Raw genomic sequence first — 17,254 nt, 5'->3', positions numbered from 1 at the left:
CTAATTGAAAATTACTGATTTATTTGACCGAAAGCACTTCAACATCATACCGAAGAGGTGCATAGGGCGAAACTTTATACACAGCAGGGGTAGTGCTTTTATCAACCACACCGGCATCCTTATACCCAAGTGAGGATGGCATCAGAAATGTTGCTTTGTCGCCCACTTTTAATTTCACTATTCCTTCTGCAAAGCCAGTCACAAGGTTAGTCAGATTGGTTGACGTTAAACTAGCGCTACTGACCGTATCAAATCTTACCACTGTTTTAGCATGAAGCTGTTTAGCAGCATACCGTATAGTCACTGTCTGCGATTTGCCTAATGCCGTTTTAACCGAATCTACTGATGTGCTGGGTGTTGTCAGAAAAAAGCGTAGACCAGTTGAGGTCTTTTGGGTAAGGTTTAAACTATTGGAAGCAGCATATTCATCCATTTGCTGGTCTTCAGTCCGGGTTCGATTCAAGGTTACATCGAACCGTAAAGGCGAATTCGCAGGCACCAGGCCATCTGAACTAAGTACATCACCATACCCAATTAGTGAGGGCATCAATAAAACAGCTTGTTCTCCTTCGTGCATCTTTAATAGCCCTTCCTCCAAACCCGCTTTTAGTATACCTTTCTTATACGGAATAAAGATTGGATTTTTCGCATAGACCGTATCGACAATTTTGGCACTTACAACCGTTGTACTTGTAGCACTTGAGCTAGTAGCAGTAGTACTAGTCAGTATAGAAAGCGTATAGGTAAACTCAAGCTCCTGTCCTTCCTGTGGGCTCACCGTCGATGTGCTTGGTTTGGTCAGCGCAAAATAAAGACCCGAGTTCGAAGTCACTGATGTAGGTTTTACCGTCCAGGTCTGAGACGCAATATAGGTGTCTATATCTGCAATATTAGACTTATAGGTAGCGGCTTTGGTAGTATCTGCACTTACATCCTCTGATGTGCAGGATGCCAACCCACCCAGTAACAATACACTGAAAATTAATAGCTGAAGTTTACTCATGAAAATGACTGAACAAACATACCTTGTACGCTAAATGACCCCTGATTGTGGCAATGCGTTGGTAAGTCGATTAAAATTTCTGCTAATTAAGTTAGAAACTAGTCCTGTGGCCTACGGCTGTAAGACCTGATCAATGATATGAATGACCCCATTGGTTGCGGTCAGATCGGCCTGCTTCACAAATGCCGAAGTTGAATTTTTATTGCCTTTAACCGTAAGCTGATTCGGGGCTACCGTCAACGTAACCGTATTCCCGCTGAGCAAGGTGGCAACGCTACCTGACTGAAATTGAGTGGAAAACTTTACCCCCGACAGAACATGATACAGGAGCGTATTGGTTAGTGTTTGTACATTGGCCGACTCAATAGCAGCCAGTGTATTATAGACTTTGTCGGCTTTAAATGCGGCATCGTTCGGCGCAAACACAGTTACTGGGTTAGTTGCCGAGACATTATCCAGCGTAGCCAGTAAAGTCGGGTTACTCGAACCAACTCGTTTAATAGCCGCTGCCAAAAACGTCAGGTTCGGGTTAGTCTGAATCGTTGTCAGCAGATTTCCGGTTCCAGGAATCAGCACCCGATCAATCACATGAATGTACCCGTTGGCAACTGCAATGTCTGTTTGGGTTAGCTTAGCGCTATTTATATAAATGGACCCATCCGTTGTTTTCGTAACAAAAGCAGCCGCTTTATTAGCAGTTATCACAGAATTTTGTCCGGCCGGAATAGCCGATGACGCCGACCGTCCATAGAGCACGTGGTACATTAACATAGTCCGTAACTGATCCCGAGGAGTTGCCCGTATAGCCTCTTCGGTGGCTAAGCCCGCTGCCTGAAAAGCGGCATCTGTTGGCGCAAACAACGTTAGATTACCTGATTTTAAAGCGTCCCCAACACCCGCATACCCCATAGCGAGCCGGAATAAACTGAATTGACTATCTTCCAGAATACGGTCGGAAATTGTTTGCGGGGTGGCCACGGCATCATCCCGTGTTTGACAACCCATTGCTACTAACAGCAACATAAGCACCGACATTCGGCTCAGAAATAACGAAAACGAGGTAGTCATTTAGAGTGGTTAGTGAAATAACAGGTTCGTATCAAAAAAACGTACCGACCCTATTTATGTTTTCCTCCGGCAAAGATACCTAACAATGAGCGAAAGAGTGAAAGACCGAAAGACTGAAGCCATCCACAGCCTTTCGGTCTTTCGGTCTTTCACTCTTTCACTCATTATCTTCCCCATAACTGACTAAAATTCCGTATCTTCGCGGCCTTGTTAATTCTTGTTAAAACTCCTCCCCTGGGATGAAGGAACACATTGACTCGAGCAATCTGCCCCAGCACATCGCCGTTATCATGGACGGAAACGGTCGCTGGGCTAAGCGTCAGGGAGCTGCCCGGGTGTTTGGCCACCGCAATGCCATTAAGGCTGTACGCGAAGTAACGGAAGGATGCGCTGAATTAGGCGTGAAATACCTGACGCTCTACGCCTTTTCCACTGAAAACTGGAATCGCCCGAAATTTGAAGTAGATGCGCTCATGACGCTGCTGGTTCATACCATTCGGGGGGAAATTAAAACACTAATGGACAACAATGTACGGTTGGCTACCATCGGTCATGTTGACAGTTTACCTACCGACTGTCAGCGCGAGTTAACCGAAGCCATGCGCGAAACCAGCCAGAATACGGGGCTAACGCTCATTTTGGCGCTCAGTTACAGTGGGCGTTGGGATATTGTGGAAGCAGCCCGGAAGCTGGCGACTGATGTCCGTGATGGTAACCTAAATCCTGATCAGATTGACGATACGGTCTTCAGTCAGTATCTGTCAACCGGCGGTATTCCAGACCCGGAACTGATGATCCGTACCAGTGGCGAAATGCGTATTAGTAATTTTATGCTTTGGCAACTGGCTTACGCGGAATTATACATGCCCGATGTACTCTGGCCCGACTTCCGAAAAGCTCACCTGTACGAAGCTATTGTTAACTATCAGCAACGTGAACGTCGGTTTGGCAAAATCAGCGAACAATTAGTTAAATAAATTGGATTCGAGCGCAAGGCTCTGTTGTGTGAGAAATAAGTTGTGTGAATTGCAACCTTATTCGCCCAAATTGAATCCAGATAACCAATCAATTAACACGCATTACAACTTGGAACACCGTATAAAAGTCCTATTGGGAGCCGTTTACCTGCTTATCGGCATCGGCCTATTGCCTGCTCAGGTTCGGGCGCAAGTGCGCGTGGGCGTGGGGGTACCCAGTACTGCTCCAGTAGAAACAAACGACTTGCTTAACTACGCCAGTCCGAAAGAATATGAAATTGCCGGATTAACCGTAACGGGCACTCGCTACCTTGATCCTAACTCACTTGTATCGCTGGCAGGCCTGAAGGTTGGCGATAAAATTCGAATTCCAGGTGAAATCATTGGCTCATCAGTCCGTAAATTGATGGAATCGGGTTTGCTGGATAACGTTGAGTTGTTTGCCACAAACGTCAATGAAAATAAAGTATCCCTAATGTTTCGGGTGCAGGAACGCCCCCGCCTGTATCGGGTTAGTTTTCTGGGCGTCAAAAAAGGAGAACAGGACAACCTTAAAGATAAAATCAAACTCAACCTGGGTAAAATCGTGACGAATACGATTACGAAAAACACCCAGATGGCCGTGCGTAAGTACTTCGTCGACAAAGGCTTCCTCAATACAAAGGTCAAAATCACCACCGTTCCAGATAGTACCCGTAATAATGCGACCATGCGTGTATTGGTCGATAAGGGTCAAAAAGTTAAAATTTCTAAAATTAACTTCGAGGGACTTAACGAACTGGATGAGAATGCCGTGCGGATGAAGATGAAAAGCACGAAAGAACAACGGTTCGGACGTGTATTCACCCCATCGAAATTCGTCCCTAAGAAATACGAAGAAGACAAAAAGAAGGTGCTTGAGTATTACAACAAACTCGGCTACCGCGATGCAACCATCGAGCATGATACCGTAGTACACAAGGGTGGCAATACCATCAGCATCAACATGAAGCTGAATGAAGGTCATCAGTATTTTTACCGCAACATTGATTTTTCGGGCAACTACCTCTACACCGCAGCTCAACTTCGTCAGGTGCTGGGCGTAAATAAAGGGGATGTGTATAACCCGGAGGATCTGGATAAGCGTATGAACGGTAATCCGGGTCAGGATTTAAGTTCGCAATACATGGACCTGGGTTATCTGTATTACAACGCTCAGCCTATTGAGAAATCCATCGATGGTGACTCGATCGACCTTGAAATCCGGATTTTCGAAGGCAAGCAGGCCACCATTAACAAAGTGATTCTGAATGGTAACACCAAAACCAGCGATCACGTGGTCATGCGTACGATTCGGACGCTGCCTGGCCAGAAATTCTCAAAAACGAACCTGATCCGTACCCAACGCGAATTATCGACACTTGGCTACTTCGATCCGGAAAAAATTGGTATCAACCCAATTCCACAGAGTGATGGTACAGTTGACATTGAATACACCGTTGAAGAAAAACCATCCGATCAGATCGAATTGTCTGGAGGTTGGGGCGGTTATGTCGGCTTTGTAGGAACGCTCGGTCTGACGTTCAATAACTTCTCGGCCCGCAACATCCCTAACTTCAGCGCCTGGAAACCCCTACCGGCTGGCGATGGCCAACGGGTACAGTTACGCTTCCAGGCCAACGGTAGTCAGTATCAGGTATATTCCCTGTCATTTACGGAGCCCTGGCTGGGCGGTCGCAAGCCAAATGCCCTGTCGGTTAGTGCCAGCCACACTGTGTATCGGACATTCTATGATCCAACCAACCCGTATAGTATTTACCAAAGTCTACAGGGTCGTAAACCAACTGGATCGTATACAAACACGGCTATTACAATCGGGTTAGGTCGTCAGTTGAAAATACCGGATGATTACTTCTCGCTGAGTAACTCAATTTCGTATCAGCGCTATGACCTCAACAACCTTGACTTATTCTACATCGGTTACAAGGACGGTATCTCGAACAACATTACGTTTAACACGACGCTCTCACGGAACAGCATCGATAACCCGCAGTTCCCCCGTAATGGCTCATCGTTTACCTTGAGTGGTTCGTTTACCCCTCCGTATTCGGCTTGGCGTACGACAACGGCAACAGAGGCTCCAAAGGATAAATATAAGTTTGTGGAATACCACAAATGGATGTTCGACGCCAGCTGGTTCCAGACAGTATTTGGCAAACTGGTATTGAACACCCGTGCTCACTTAGGCTTTTTGGGCAGCTACAACAAGCGTACGACAATCGGACCATTTGAACGATTTGTATTGGGTGGCTCAGGTCTGGCGGGCCAGGGACAGTTCGCGCTGGCACAGGATATTATTGGTCTGCGTGGTTATGACGACCGTAGCGTGTACACGGCTGATTACGACCGCGCTGTCGATCAAACGTCTCGCAGTCAGGGTGGTGTAGTTTACAACAAATTCGTTGCTGAACTTCGTTATCCTGTTTCATTGAACCCATCAGCTACCATATTTGTCCTGACATTCCTGGAAGCCGGTAATAACTGGGCCAGTTATAAACAGTATAATCCATTCGATCTGAAGCGGTCCATGGGCTTTGGTGCCCGTATCTTTATGCCTGCCTTTGGGTTAATCGGGATCGACTACGGATATGGTTTCGACAAAATTCCGGGCGTGAAAGACAAAGCATCAGGTCAGTTCCACTTTACGATTGGGCAGCAGTTCAGATAAGATTTGAGAAGGTCAGCCGTTTTAACTAAAACCTGTACGTTCCTGTGGGCTTACAGGTTTTCCAGAAACTATCCTTGAAAATCAATCACTTCCTGCAAAAATTGACTGGCTCCTAATGAAAAAAGCCCTATTTTTTGTACTTTTGTGTTCTGTTTGGGTAACTATTCCTGCTCAGGCTCAGAAATTCGGATACATCGATACGGAGTATATCTTTGGCAAGATGCCCGAATACCAGAAAGCCCTTAGCGAAATTGACAAGTTCGCTGATAAATGGTCGAAGGATATTCAGGACAAATACGTTGACATCGAGAAGCTACAGAAAGCCTATCAGGCAGAAGAAATCCTGCTGACAGAAGATATGAAGCGCGAACGGCAACGAATCATCAGCGATAAGGAACGTGAAGCCAGAGACTATAACAACAAGGTATTCGGTTATCAGGGCTTGTTATTTGAGAAGAAAAAAGAGTTAATGAAGGCTCCGATGGAGTTGATAAACCGGGCGGTTGAAAAGATATGCATTCAGAAGAAACTGGATTTTATCTTCGACAAAGCATCTGATTTTGTCATGCTTTATACCAACCCCCGGCATGACTATTCGGATTATGTTATGGAAGAATTGGGACTAGATACTAAACCAACTGCTACCAATAGTAATCCAACAAATAAAACAACCACAAAACCTAAGTAATACAAACAATCAATTCGAAATGAAGAAAAACCTCGTCATGGCGTTTGCTGCAGCCCTTCTATTGGGTGGTTTAAACGCTCAGGCACAAGCCCCAACCGCAACGCCTGCTACGACTACCGCAGCCGGACCGCTGAAGTTAGGCTATACGAACATTGATTTCGTTCTGTCGCAAACGCCCGAAGCAAAAGATATTCAAAACCAGTTAACCATTCAGCGGACGCAATCAGAAAACGAACTGAAGCGCATGCAGAAAGAATTGGAAGACAAATATGCAGCCTACGAAAAAGGGGCCGCGCAAATGTCGGACGTTATCAAGAAGGATCGCGAAACCGAATTACAGGGCCTCCAGGCTCGGATTCAGGAGTTCGGCCGGACTGCTGAGCAATCGTTGCAAGGCAAATACCAATCGTTGGTAAATCCGGTTGTTCAGAAAATTCAGAAAGCAATTGATGCCGTTGCCAAAGAGAATGGCTTTCAATACGTATTCAACCTCGATGCAGGTGCCAATACCATTCCTATCTTACTGGTTGCACCAGAAGAAAACAACATTACAGAGTTGGTATTGAAGAAAATGGGTATTGATCCAGCCAAAGCCGCTGCGGCTGCTAAGCCAGCTACAACCGGCGGAAGCCAGCCAGCTGCGGCAAAACCAACAGCCCCGGCATCGGGTACAGCTACGGCACCTAAGAAAAACTAAGTAATTGTTACAGGGTTCTGCCTGTTCTAACCAGTCGCCATCTGACCTCAGGTGGCGACTGTTTTCATTTACAGACATACCTAAACATTTACGCGATAGTTTGTAACCTTGTGGTTAGTCAAGGTGCAGGCCTATTACTTTCTCTTGGAAAAATATAATTATAATAAAGAAAAAGGCCAGAATAGATAAGAAAAGTCTCAAAACTGACAGATACATTCAGGGTAGACGAAATCTTAGCCTTATTTTTACGTTTTTTAACACAGACCACCTCCAACTCTCTATATGAACCGAACTGCCGGTATAATTGCTTGGCTATTACTGATCACTACGGTCGTTAGTACCTATGCGCAGGATTCCAAACCATTACAACTCGTATTTCCCTCCCAAACCAATTGGAACCTCGTAACAGAAGGAAATCCTGTTCGATTTGACCTGAAAGCGGTTGGCGGCCTTCCTGGTGATACGCTCTCATTTGCGTTTGGAAATGAAGTACCGGATGGTATGTATCTTGATTCGTTAGGTCATTTTAACTGGATACCCAGCTATGGCCTGGCCGACCGGATTCAGACGATGAAAGTCTTCCCCGTAACGTTTGACGTTCGCTCGAAACGGGGCCAAACTGCTTCGCAAACCATCGACTTTAAAGTGGTACACGTAAATCGCCCGCCCATCGTAGGAGATCTACAGCCTTTTTATGTGCGCTACCGCACGCAGAATACCTATAAGATTGATCCACAAGTAGTACGGGATGATGACGGCGACCCAATCGTATTTATTCCCATTGCCGACCAAATGCCCGAAGGTAGCAAACTATCCTCGCAGGGTGAACTAACCTGGACACTCTCGCTTAATCAGTTTAACCGACTGAAGCAGGCACCCCAATATATTGAGTTCTGGGTCGAAGACCAGCCCGCTAAAATGCGCACAAAAGGTCGATTGAAAGTTGAGGTTACGGCTATGGATCTCCCGCCCGATATAGCCGTTATTCCGAAAGAAACGCATTATAAATTGCGCGAGAATGCAACGGTAAATCTCAAATTTTACTTATCTGATCCCAACGGTGAAGATGATGTATCGACTTTTGGCTTTTTATCGGATAACCAGCAGATTCCAAAAACGTCGTTGGTGAAAAATACGGAGAACCAGTATGAGTTCATCTGGCAGCCAGGTTATGACTTTGTAAAAGACCCTTACGATTCGCTGAATGTTCAGGTAACATTTTATGTGTTGGATAAAGCACAAAACCGGTCAGAACAGCGAATAACATTCACCGTGCTCAACACGGTGAATGAGGCAGAAAAAGACCGTTACTATTACAATCAATATCGTCAGGTACTGGTGCAGGCATGGGGGCTAATTGAGCAGTTAAGCGATAAAGAGGGGCAGCTTAAGGATGACTACAAAAAAGCGAAAGGAGGCAAGCGTAATCGCTCCGTAGCTAATGCCTCACTGGGAGCCGTTACGGGTGTAACACCAGCCGTCACGGGCGCAAGTACCAGTGCAGCCGCGCAAAGCAATGGACGCATTATTTCGGCAGTGGGTGGCACTGCCGTTCTAACAATGGGTACGCTGGAAGCAACCGAAGTAATCGGTAAGTCGATGAAGGACTTGCTGGACCGATATAACTACGTACTGGGCAAGCGGAGTGAATTACAAAATAAAGGGGATGTATTTGCCCGTGAGTTTGCCTTGAAATCGACTCGACGCAATGGCGAATTTGTAAAAAAGCTGGACGATTTTCGCAACTCAATGAGTTTAAGCGGCCTCGTAGCGCTGGAACTGGACGCCAACTGGCAAAGCAAAAAAGAAGCTACCGACAAGGCGCTCAAGCGTACGTTCAAAGATTTTTCGCCCCTGGAAGAAACGCAATAACGGTTTACGGTATTTGGTTTATGGTTTACGGTGAGGCTGACCGGCCCACCAGTACGGCAAGACTGCTTCGCGCAACAGTAAACCGAATACCGTAAACCTCTATCTTACCTCTATTGTAAAAGCAGCTTCAAAGACTTTTCCTTCGGCCACCTGCTGAATAGCTTCCTTCTGCTCAATCGGCTTCGGTTGACCTTCACTATCGGCGCAACCCAGCCAGGGCTCAATACACACGAATGAAGCACCGGGCTTGGCCCACAAGCCCAGATAAGGAAATTCGGGAAAACCGACGGCTATCGAATGATCGTGTTTATCGCTTCGGAGCACCACACGCCGGGAGACTAGATTTTTGAATACCAAGGCATCTTCGTCAAATAAGTGCTTGGTTAGTAGTAGTCGACGTCCATCAGTCGGAACTGGTTTTGTTTCCCCCGTAAAATAACCGGCTGCCGAAAGCATATGCGTCTCCAACGATTCGGGCTGTTCAAATTCGATGAAATAATCCTCGTAAGCTTCGCCAGTAGTAAACGGTACGGCAAAAGCCGGGTGGGCACCAACCGAGAAGAAAATGGGTTTCTCATCCTCATTAACAACCCGATAGGTTATGGTCAGGCGAGGGCCATCCAGCTCATAGATGATTTGAAACTCAAATTCGTAGGGAAAATGAATGCGTGTAGCATCGCTGGACCAGAGCGAAAAAACGGCGTGTGTTAACGTTGATTCTGTTGTTTCAAACAACGACTGCCGGGTAAAGCCGTGCCGTTCAATTGGATACGTCTTTCCATCAATCAGCAACTGATTGTTCAGACATCCGCCCACTACCGGAAACAGGTTTGGCGCATGCCATCCCCACACCATAGCGTCGGCCTGCCAGAGGTGTTCAATACCCGATGGCTTGTGAAAAATAGAAGTCAGTTCGGCCCCTTTTGGCCGTATTGAGACGCGGAGATGATCATTCTCTAAAGTTGTCATAGGGCCAAAAATAACAAAAGCCCCCCAATGTTGAGGAGCTTTTGTACATTCGACGGCCATCGGGACTTTGGCGCGTTGGATCGGTTTAGAACCGGAAGTGAGAGAACGCCTTGTTGGCTTCTGCCATACGGTGCGTATCGTCCTTCTTTTTAACAGCTGCGCCTTCACCTTTTGCGGCTGCGACGATTTCGGCTGCTAACCGGTCTACCATGGTTTTTTCACCCCGCGAACGAGCATACTTAATAAGCCATTTCATGCCTACCGCGACTTTTCGGTCTGCCCGTACTTCGGTTGGCACCTGGAAGGTAGCTCCACCGACGCGACGACTTTTAACTTCAACTGATGGCATTACATTGTTTAATGCCTTTTTCCATGTATCGAGGCCACTTTCGCTGGTGCGTTTTGCAACCACGTCAAGGGCATCATAGAAGATGGAGTACGCCAGGCTCTTTTTGCCTTCGTACATCAGATTGTTTACAAATTTAGTTACGAGAACCTCCTTGTATTTAGGATCGGGTAATACGTAACGCTTGGGCGGTTTCGCCTTTCTCATGATAGCTTCAGATTTTTGATCTTACTCTGAACGTAGTCTTTCCAGCGTCCAGTCATTTTTTAGTAATTAGTTAATTGAGTGGAGCGGTGGAGTAAGGTTTACAACTCACCTCACTTACTACACGAATTAACTCATTACACTAACTTACTTTTTCTTTTTTGCTGGTGGTGCACCTTTGCCACCTTTTACCGGAGCCTGACCTGGTTTTGGACGTTTGGCACCGTATTTCGACCGGCTTTGCAGACGACCGCTTACGCCAGCCGTATCCAGAGCACCCCGAACGATGTGGTAACGAACACCTGGAAGATCTTTTACACGACCACCACGAATCAGTACGATTGAGTGTTCCTGTAAGTTATGGCCTTCGCCAGGAATGTAAGCGTTAACCTCCCGACCGTTCGTCAGACGAACGCGGGCAACTTTACGAAGAGCCGAGTTTGGCTTCTTCGGCGTGGTCGTGTACACCCGTGTACACACACCCCGACGTTGTGGGCAGGCATCTAAAGCTGGCGACTTTGACTTGTCGATCAGCTTTTCGCGGCCTTTACGCACTAATTGTTGTATAGTAGGCATTCTTGATTTTGTTTACGAAAAAACAGTCTTCCCGAAATTTGAGGTGCAAAGGTACAAAAACATTTGCGAATTACGAGATACGAAGTATGATTTATTGCTGACGCCAACGTAAATCGTACTTCGTAAATCATACCCCGTAAATCAATTACGCTTGGCCTACCGGACCACCAAATCCTCCTGTTGGGAATCGAAATGCATCGTTGGGTTCATTAATTCCGCCGTAAGCTTCTTCAAAGCGGCTGATGTTCTCACGCAATGCCTCAAGCAAGCGTTTGGCGTGTTCGGGGGTCAGAATGATACGCGCTTTTACTTTTGCCTTAGGAACACCCGGCATCAGGCGAATAAAATCCAGAATAAATTCACTATTTGAGTGAGCAATCATTGCCAGATTGGCATAAACACCTTCGGCAATTTCTTCACTTAATTCGACATCAATGGCACCTTCTGGGTTTTGTTGGGGAGCATTCATATTGCTAAAATTGTTGTCAATCACTCTATCAGCCATTAGTAAGTAAATGTATAATGAACAATGGGCAATGTGAAATGGACAATAATCAGCTTATTATTCATTATGCATCATCAATTTTACATTATCCATTTACTTAATAGCCCGTTATTTAATAAACCGGATCGTTATTGGATAGCGGTAGCACTCTCCATTATTGGCCTTAATACCAGCAATGATAGTGAAAATGAGCCAAACGATACCTACCACCCAGATTAACACAAACCCAATCAGGACAAACATGAGCAGAAGTGATACAGCTGTCGCCAGTGCTATTGTAATCTGAAAATTAAGGGCTTCCTTACCGTGATAATCGACAAATGCCGATTTGTCTTTCTGAATCTGCCAGATAATGAGTGGAGCCAAAACGCTGCCAATCAGGAAAAATGAACCGGGTAATGCACTCAGATGAGCAAGCATAGCCCAAAGCCGGGCGTCGGATTCGCTTAAGGAAGAAGGAGCGGGTGACAATGGAGAAGTTGGCGGCTGATTTTCCATAGCAGGCTGGCGATTTGGTTAAGCAAGTAAATTGCGATAAAACATTGATTGATACAACTCTATCTCTATAAATCGACAGCATACTATGTTCAAAGATTTGCATCTGGACTAACCAGCAGCCAATAAAAAAAGGTCACTGTTGAAGAAGTGACCTTGAAAAAATAGATTAATACGTACTTATTTAGATGATTTCTGGTGACCGTTCTCAGGAACTGACTCCTTCAGTAATTGATCCATTTCCGAATTAAACTCTTTTATAAACTCTTCGTAATACTGACCGGTTGCTGGACCTGAGTAACCCGTATGCACTTTAGCCACGTCACCATTCCGCCGAACAAAAATCGTTGTAGGATAAACTGACACTTCGCTCAAAGCGGGCAAGGCTTCTGACGGATGTTTCGCATCGACAATACCGGCAAACAAAATATCATACCCGATTTGATAGCGCTTTTTCATGGGTTCGAGTCGGGCTTTAGCAAAAGCTGGATCATTTTTATACTCGAACGCCAGACCAATAATTTCAACACCCCGCTTCTTATTAGCCTCGTACCAGGGCGCTAGAAGAGCCGCTTCGTCCATACAGTTGTGGCACCAGCTTCCCATAAGTGTCACAATGACTACTTTGTCCCTATACTTTGGATCATGTAGTGATACGGGTTTACCCGTAAATGCATCAGGGAATGTAAACGTGAAAGGAACGCCTTTCTTCATCGTTGTCAGGCTGTAGGCATCGGGCAGGACAGCCTGGGCATTTCGGGTGCCGGTAATGGGATTCACACTCCGGGCACTGACCTGTTCACCCCTTAGTTCATTTCCACTAACTTTCCCTTTGAACAGTTGTGGACTCGACCCGTCAAACGCCGACAGCGCGAAACTATCCGCTTGTACTACGCCTTCGTAGAAACGCAGGTCACCACCAGTACTCAGGAACGTACCCGTCAGGCGATTGGCATGCTGTTCAAATACACCGATCAGCTTGGTTTGGCCGTTAATGACCACGTCCCATTTCCCCTGCAAACTAACCGTAGCGGCAGCTGGCTTCTCGAAAAACCGATATTTTTTGCCGTGCTCTGCCCGAAAGGGTATTGGTTTGACGGGTGTTGAGGTATCCAGATAGTTGAACGTTCCCGACAATGTTCCATCGTTTTCGATCTTAGCGGCCAGTAATCTGTTGTAGACATCGACCGGAATAAACAAAGAATCGGCGCGTTGGTGAACGCCGGGCAATTCAAATCGCTCTGTCCCATTAATCAGGTAGGCCGTTTTGCCTTTCAACTCAAAATTAAAAGGCGCTTGCTGACCACCAGCCATTGTAAAAACTCCTCGCCAGAAACCATCTTTTGGCTTTGTCTGTGCAAGGCTGATAAATCCTGGCAATAGTAGTCCAGCGAATAGGATTAGTTTCTTAAGGCTCATGTTGACCGACTGATTTAGTAAAAAAAAATAGGACTCAGGATTTTCTTAAAGCAGCTTTTGTAACAGCTTCAGGCAAAAACCCTAAGTCCTTATTTACGCGTTAGGCAAGCTCTACAACACAATCGTCCTGTTCAACAACGGTACCTTCTTTCAGTACAACTTTGCCGACTTTGCCTTCTTTCTGTGCTGCCACAATACTTTCCATTTTCATGGCTTCGATGACGAACAAAGGCTGGTTTTTCTTGACGGTATCCCCTTCTTTTACCAGAATACGCGTCAGTCGACCCTGTAAAGGCGAGCCAATGTCGCCTGCTTTACTCACTTTAGCGTGCTGGAATTTCTCAACTTTTGAGGATTTGTCGCGAACCTTAACCTGACGGCTCTGTCCATTCAGTTCAAAAGTGATCGTTCGCATACCAAACTCATCGGGCTCTGATCGGAACAGCAGACGGACAAGGATATTTTTACCCTCCTCAATGTTAATCAGGATTTCCTCGTTCTCTTTTAGTCCGTAAAAGAAGGCCGGCGTTGGAATGATGCTGACGTTCCCGTATTGCTCATTAGCCTTGTAGTATTCATCGTATACCTTTGGATACATCTGATACGACAGATAATCTACGAAACCATCGCAAAGGGGGTATTTTTCCTGGAAAGCCTTAAAATCAGCGTCGAAGTCAATTGGTTTTAGGTGACTGTTCGGACGATCTGTAATAGGCTCTTCCCCTTTGAGTACAACGCGCTGAATAGCCTCCGGGAAACCACCAACGGGCTGGCCCAGAATACCCTTCATGAGCTCCTTTACCGATTCAGGAAAGGACAGCGATTCGCCCCGTGTCAGTACATCATCGGCAGTGAGGTTATTGGCGGTCATGAAGATGGCCATATCGCCAACTACTTTCGACGAAGGTGTCACTTTCACAATATCACCAAATAACTGGTTCGCCACCGAGTAGTTCTTCTTCAGCGTCTCGAACTTATCACCCAGGCCCGTTGCTATAGCCTGCGGTTTCAGATTGGAATACTGTCCACCCGGAATTTCGTTCTCATAAACCTCTGCGCTGCTCGCTTTCATGCCCGACTCAAACGGGTAATAATACTCCCGAACATCTTCCCAATAGTTGGAATAGGCATTTAGTGACGACAAATTCATATCGCACTCCCGCTCATGGCCCTGCATCATGGCCACCACCGAGTTGAAGTTCGGTTGCGACGTCAGGCCCGATAAGGCACCTAAGGCACAGTCAACAATATCCACACCCGAGTCAATAGCTTTCAGATAGGTAGCCGCCTGAATACCCGCCGTATCGTGCGTGTGCAGGTGAATTGGGATGCTTACAGCCTTTTTCAATTCACGCACCAATACCTCAGCCGAGAGGGGTTTCAGCAACCCGGCCATATCTTTAATGGCCAGTAAATGTGCGCCCTCATCTTCGAGCTGGCGGGCCATGTCGAGGTAGTACTGGAGCGTATATTTATGTTGATTGGGCGAGAGCACATCGCCCGTGTAACAAATAGCGGCTTCGCAAAGAGCATCGGTGCGCTCACGAACGGCACGAATACTTACTTTCATGGCCTCAACCCAGTTGAGGGAATCGAAAATCCGGAACACATCAATACCCGTTTCCCAGGATTTCTCAACGAATTTTTCAATCAGATTGTCGGGATAGGCCGAATAGCCAACCGCGTTGGAGCCCCGAAACAGCATTTGCAGCAGCATGTTCGGCATGGCTTCACGCAGTGCCTCCAGGCGCTTCCAGGGACTTTCATAGAGGAACCGCATGGCCACGTCGAAGGTGGCTCCACCCCAGACTTCCATCGAAAAGAGTTCAGGATGATTTTTGGCGAATCCTTCGGCTACCTTCTGTAAATCCTGCGTTCGGACCCGAGTGGCCAGCAACGATTGGTGGCCATCGCGAAAAGTAGTATCTGTGTAAAGAACACACTTCTGATCTTTCACCCATTGCGTAAATTGCTCGCGGCCTAATTCCTTCAGTCGATCCCGGTTGCCGGTTGGATAAGGGCCGTAGGTGTCGAAGGCAGGAACCACGGGGGTTCTAAAAATCTTACTATCGTCTTTCTTCTTTACTTCGGGATTGCCGTTTACAATCACATCGGCGAGGTAATTAAGTACCCGCGTCGACCGGTCCTGCGGCTTGCGCAGATCGAACAGTTCGGGGTGCGTCTCAATAAACGAAACCCGTGCTTCGCCCCGCTGGAAAATCGGGTGGCTAATCACGTTCAGCAAAAAGCTGATATTGGTTTTAACGCCCCGAATCCGGAACTCCAGTAACGCTCGCGTCAGGCGTTGGGTAGCGCCTTTAAGCGTGCGGCCCCGCGCCGAAACTTTCACAATCATCGAGTCGAAGTAGGGCGATATTTTCATGCCCGCGTAGCTACTTCCCTCATCTAAACGGATACCAAATCCAGCTGCATTTCGATAGGCTGTGATGGTACCGAAGTCGGGCTTAAAGCCGTTCGATGGATCTTCCGTTGTGATCCGACACTGAATCGCGTAGCCATTCAGTGGAATATCTTCCTGCCGATTGATATAAATACCATTATCGGACAGCTGGTAGCCCATTGCAATCAGAATCTGCGTCCTGACAATGTCGATACCGGTTATTTCTTCCGTTATGGTATGCTCAACCTGAATTCGGGGGTTAACCTCAATGAAATAGATATTCTCTTCTTTATCAACCAGGAACTCGACCGTTCCCGCGTTGGAATACTCCACAGCCCGACCTAACTGTAGGGCATAGGCATAAAGTTTATCCTTCGTTTCCTGCTTCAGACCGAACGATGGAGCCACTTCAACCACTTTCTGAAACCGGCGTTGCACCGAGCAGTCACGCTCATACAAGTGAACGATGTTCCCATGCTGGTCGCCGAGCAATTGTACCTCAATGTGCTTAGGTTCCTCGATGAATTTTTCCAGAAAGATCGTATCATCACCGAATGCGTTACGTGCTTCATTTTTAGCCTCAGCAAAAGCCTTTTCAAACTCTTGCGCTTCCCGAACTACACGCATACCACGACCACCGCCACCGGCAGCGGCTTTCACCATGATCGGAAAACCAATCCGCTGGGCTTCGGTCAGGGCAAATTCGGGGCTCATGTTCTCTTCCCGCGAATCGGGAATGAGGGGTACACCCGCTTTGGTGGCCAGATTTTTAGCGCGCACTTTATCACCCAGGGCGTCCATTGCTTCGGGTGAGGGGCCAATAAATATAATGCCTTCCTCACGGCACCGCCGGGCCAGTTTTACGTTCTCCGACAGAAATCCGTAACCAGGATGAATGGCGTCAATTTTATGACGCTTAGCCAGTAGAATAATGCCTTCAACATCCAGATAGGGTTTCAGCGCGTCTTCGTCCCGACCGATCTGGTAGGCTTCATCGGCCTTATAGCGGTGTAGCGAGTAGCGATCTTCATAGGTGTATACGGCAACGGTGGTGATGCCCAATTCGGTAGCTGCCCGCATGATGCGGATGGCGATTTCGCCCCGGTTGGCGACAAGCAGACGTTTGATGGGTCGGATGTACTCTTTCATAGATTTCAACGAAACGACTTCTGGCTATAAGCGCGTAAAATAACAGGGCAAGATGGTTGAAAATTTTGAAAAAGCCCTCCTGTACCGTATAATCATTGGAAAAAACAGATTTTTCCGGGAATATTGCAGAAGTCAGAAAAAACATCAACCATCCTTTATATGAACTATATAAGGGATT

At 46.8% G+C, this 17,254-nt stretch carries 14 protein-coding genes; 5 read left to right on the top strand and 9 right to left on the bottom strand.

Features of this window, described 5'->3' with window-relative positions; all coding sequences use genetic code 11:
* Window positions 1-19: 19 nt before the first annotated feature.
* Both EXU85_RS05365 and EXU85_RS05360 read right to left on the bottom strand, forming a co-directional pair.
* Window positions 20-1,003 carry an FKBP-type peptidyl-prolyl cis-trans isomerase gene (locus EXU85_RS05365; RefSeq protein ID WP_142771081.1) on the bottom strand — a complete coding sequence of 328 codons (984 nt, stop codon included), beginning with the start codon at window positions 1,001-1,003 and terminating at the stop codon, window positions 20-22.
* 111 nt (window positions 1,004-1,114) lie between these two features.
* Window positions 1,115-2,071: a fasciclin domain-containing protein gene (locus EXU85_RS05360; RefSeq protein ID WP_142771080.1), complete on the bottom strand. Its 957-nt coding sequence runs from the start codon at window positions 2,069-2,071 to the stop codon at window positions 1,115-1,117.
* A gap of 239 nt (window positions 2,072-2,310) precedes the next feature.
* On the opposite strand from EXU85_RS05360, the gene EXU85_RS05355 reads away from it, so the two are divergent.
* The 5 genes from EXU85_RS05355 (at window position 2,311) to EXU85_RS05335 (ending at window position 9,012) form a co-directional block, all read left to right on the top strand.
* On the top strand, window positions 2,311-3,048 hold the full coding sequence (locus tag EXU85_RS05355; RefSeq protein WP_142771079.1) for an isoprenyl transferase: 738 nt from the start codon (window positions 2,311-2,313) through the stop codon (window positions 3,046-3,048).
* A gap of 109 nt (window positions 3,049-3,157) precedes the next feature.
* Complete coding sequence (gene bamA, locus EXU85_RS05350; RefSeq protein WP_142771078.1) at window positions 3,158-5,755, top strand: outer membrane protein assembly factor BamA; 2,598 nt, start codon at window positions 3,158-3,160, stop codon at window positions 5,753-5,755.
* 115 nt (window positions 5,756-5,870) lie between these two features.
* Complete coding sequence (locus EXU85_RS05345; RefSeq protein ID WP_142771077.1) at window positions 5,871-6,443, top strand: OmpH family outer membrane protein; 573 nt, start codon at window positions 5,871-5,873, stop codon at window positions 6,441-6,443.
* Window positions 6,444-6,462: 19 nt separating this feature from the next.
* Window positions 6,463-7,140, top strand: coding sequence for an OmpH family outer membrane protein (locus tag EXU85_RS05340; protein WP_142771076.1), 678 nt, complete (start codon window positions 6,463-6,465; stop codon window positions 7,138-7,140).
* A gap of 282 nt (window positions 7,141-7,422) precedes the next feature.
* A complete protein-coding gene (locus EXU85_RS05335; protein WP_142771075.1) occupies window positions 7,423-9,012 on the top strand; it encodes a hypothetical protein in 1,590 nt (529 codons plus the stop codon).
* Between the two features lie 99 nt (window positions 9,013-9,111).
* Here the strand turns inward: EXU85_RS05335 and EXU85_RS05330 are convergent, their stop codons facing one another.
* The 7 genes from EXU85_RS05330 to EXU85_RS05300 all read right to left on the bottom strand — a co-directional run bounded on the left by EXU85_RS05330 (window position 9,112) and on the right by EXU85_RS05300 (window position 17,076).
* Entirely contained in the window at window positions 9,112-9,981 is an 870-nt protein-coding gene (locus tag EXU85_RS05330; protein WP_142771074.1) for an aldose 1-epimerase family protein, read from the bottom strand.
* An 85-nt stretch (window positions 9,982-10,066) separates the two neighbouring features.
* Window positions 10,067-10,534, bottom strand: coding sequence for a 30S ribosomal protein S7 (gene rpsG, locus EXU85_RS05325; protein ID WP_012928933.1), 468 nt, complete (start codon window positions 10,532-10,534; stop codon window positions 10,067-10,069).
* Window positions 10,535-10,678: 144 nt separating this feature from the next.
* The gene (gene rpsL, locus EXU85_RS05320; RefSeq protein WP_111347395.1) at window positions 10,679-11,107 is read right to left on the bottom strand and encodes a 30S ribosomal protein S12; all 429 of its coding nucleotides are present in this window, start codon (window positions 11,105-11,107) and stop codon (window positions 10,679-10,681) included.
* 145 nt (window positions 11,108-11,252) lie between these two features.
* Window positions 11,253-11,576, bottom strand: a complete 324-nt coding sequence (locus EXU85_RS05315; protein WP_142771073.1) for a DUF3467 domain-containing protein — start codon at window positions 11,574-11,576, stop codon at window positions 11,253-11,255.
* A 144-nt stretch (window positions 11,577-11,720) separates the two neighbouring features.
* Window positions 11,721-12,110: a DUF4870 domain-containing protein gene (locus EXU85_RS05310; protein WP_142771072.1), complete on the bottom strand. Its 390-nt coding sequence runs from the start codon at window positions 12,108-12,110 to the stop codon at window positions 11,721-11,723.
* A gap of 177 nt (window positions 12,111-12,287) precedes the next feature.
* Window positions 12,288-13,526, bottom strand: coding sequence for a TlpA disulfide reductase family protein (locus EXU85_RS05305; protein ID WP_142771071.1), 1,239 nt, complete (start codon window positions 13,524-13,526; stop codon window positions 12,288-12,290).
* A 100-nt stretch (window positions 13,527-13,626) separates the two neighbouring features.
* On the bottom strand, window positions 13,627-17,076 hold the full coding sequence (locus tag EXU85_RS05300) for a pyruvate carboxylase (RefSeq protein ID WP_142771070.1): 3,450 nt from the start codon (window positions 17,074-17,076) through the stop codon (window positions 13,627-13,629).
* Window positions 17,077-17,254: the final 178 nt, after the last annotated feature.

Origin of the sequence: Spirosoma sp. KCTC 42546 (assembly GCF_006965485.1) — a bacterium.
Classification (GTDB): domain Bacteria; phylum Bacteroidota; class Bacteroidia; order Cytophagales; family Spirosomataceae; genus Spirosoma.
This window is presented reverse-complemented; position numbering and strand designations above follow the sequence as displayed.

Coding starts and splice junctions, on each gene's coding strand:
- rpsG (WP_012928933.1), bottom strand. CDS start 10,534: ATGAGAAAGGCGAAACCGCCCAAGCGTTACGTATTACCCGATCCTAAA.
- EXU85_RS05305 (WP_142771071.1), bottom strand. CDS start 13,526: ATGAGCCTTAAGAAACTAATCCTATTCGCTGGACTACTATTGCCAGGA.
- EXU85_RS05355 (WP_142771079.1), top strand. CDS start 2,311: ATGAAGGAACACATTGACTCGAGCAATCTGCCCCAGCACATCGCCGTT.
- EXU85_RS05365 (WP_142771081.1), bottom strand. CDS start 1,003: ATGAGTAAACTTCAGCTATTAATTTTCAGTGTATTGTTACTGGGTGGG.
- EXU85_RS05315 (WP_142771073.1), bottom strand. CDS start 11,576: ATGAATGCTCCCCAACAAAACCCAGAAGGTGCCATTGATGTCGAATTA.
- EXU85_RS05330 (WP_142771074.1), bottom strand. CDS start 9,981: ATGACAACTTTAGAGAATGATCATCTCCGCGTCTCAATACGGCCAAAA.
- EXU85_RS05345 (WP_142771077.1), top strand. CDS start 5,871: ATGAAAAAAGCCCTATTTTTTGTACTTTTGTGTTCTGTTTGGGTAACT.
- rpsL (WP_111347395.1), bottom strand. CDS start 11,107: ATGCCTACTATACAACAATTAGTGCGTAAAGGCCGCGAAAAGCTGATC.
- EXU85_RS05310 (WP_142771072.1), bottom strand. CDS start 12,110: ATGGAAAATCAGCCGCCAACTTCTCCATTGTCACCCGCTCCTTCTTCC.
- EXU85_RS05340 (WP_142771076.1), top strand. CDS start 6,463: ATGAAGAAAAACCTCGTCATGGCGTTTGCTGCAGCCCTTCTATTGGGT.
- EXU85_RS05360 (WP_142771080.1), bottom strand. CDS start 2,071: ATGACTACCTCGTTTTCGTTATTTCTGAGCCGAATGTCGGTGCTTATG.
- EXU85_RS05300 (WP_142771070.1), bottom strand. CDS start 17,076: ATGAAAGAGTACATCCGACCCATCAAACGTCTGCTTGTCGCCAACCGG.
- EXU85_RS05335 (WP_142771075.1), top strand. CDS start 7,423: ATGAACCGAACTGCCGGTATAATTGCTTGGCTATTACTGATCACTACG.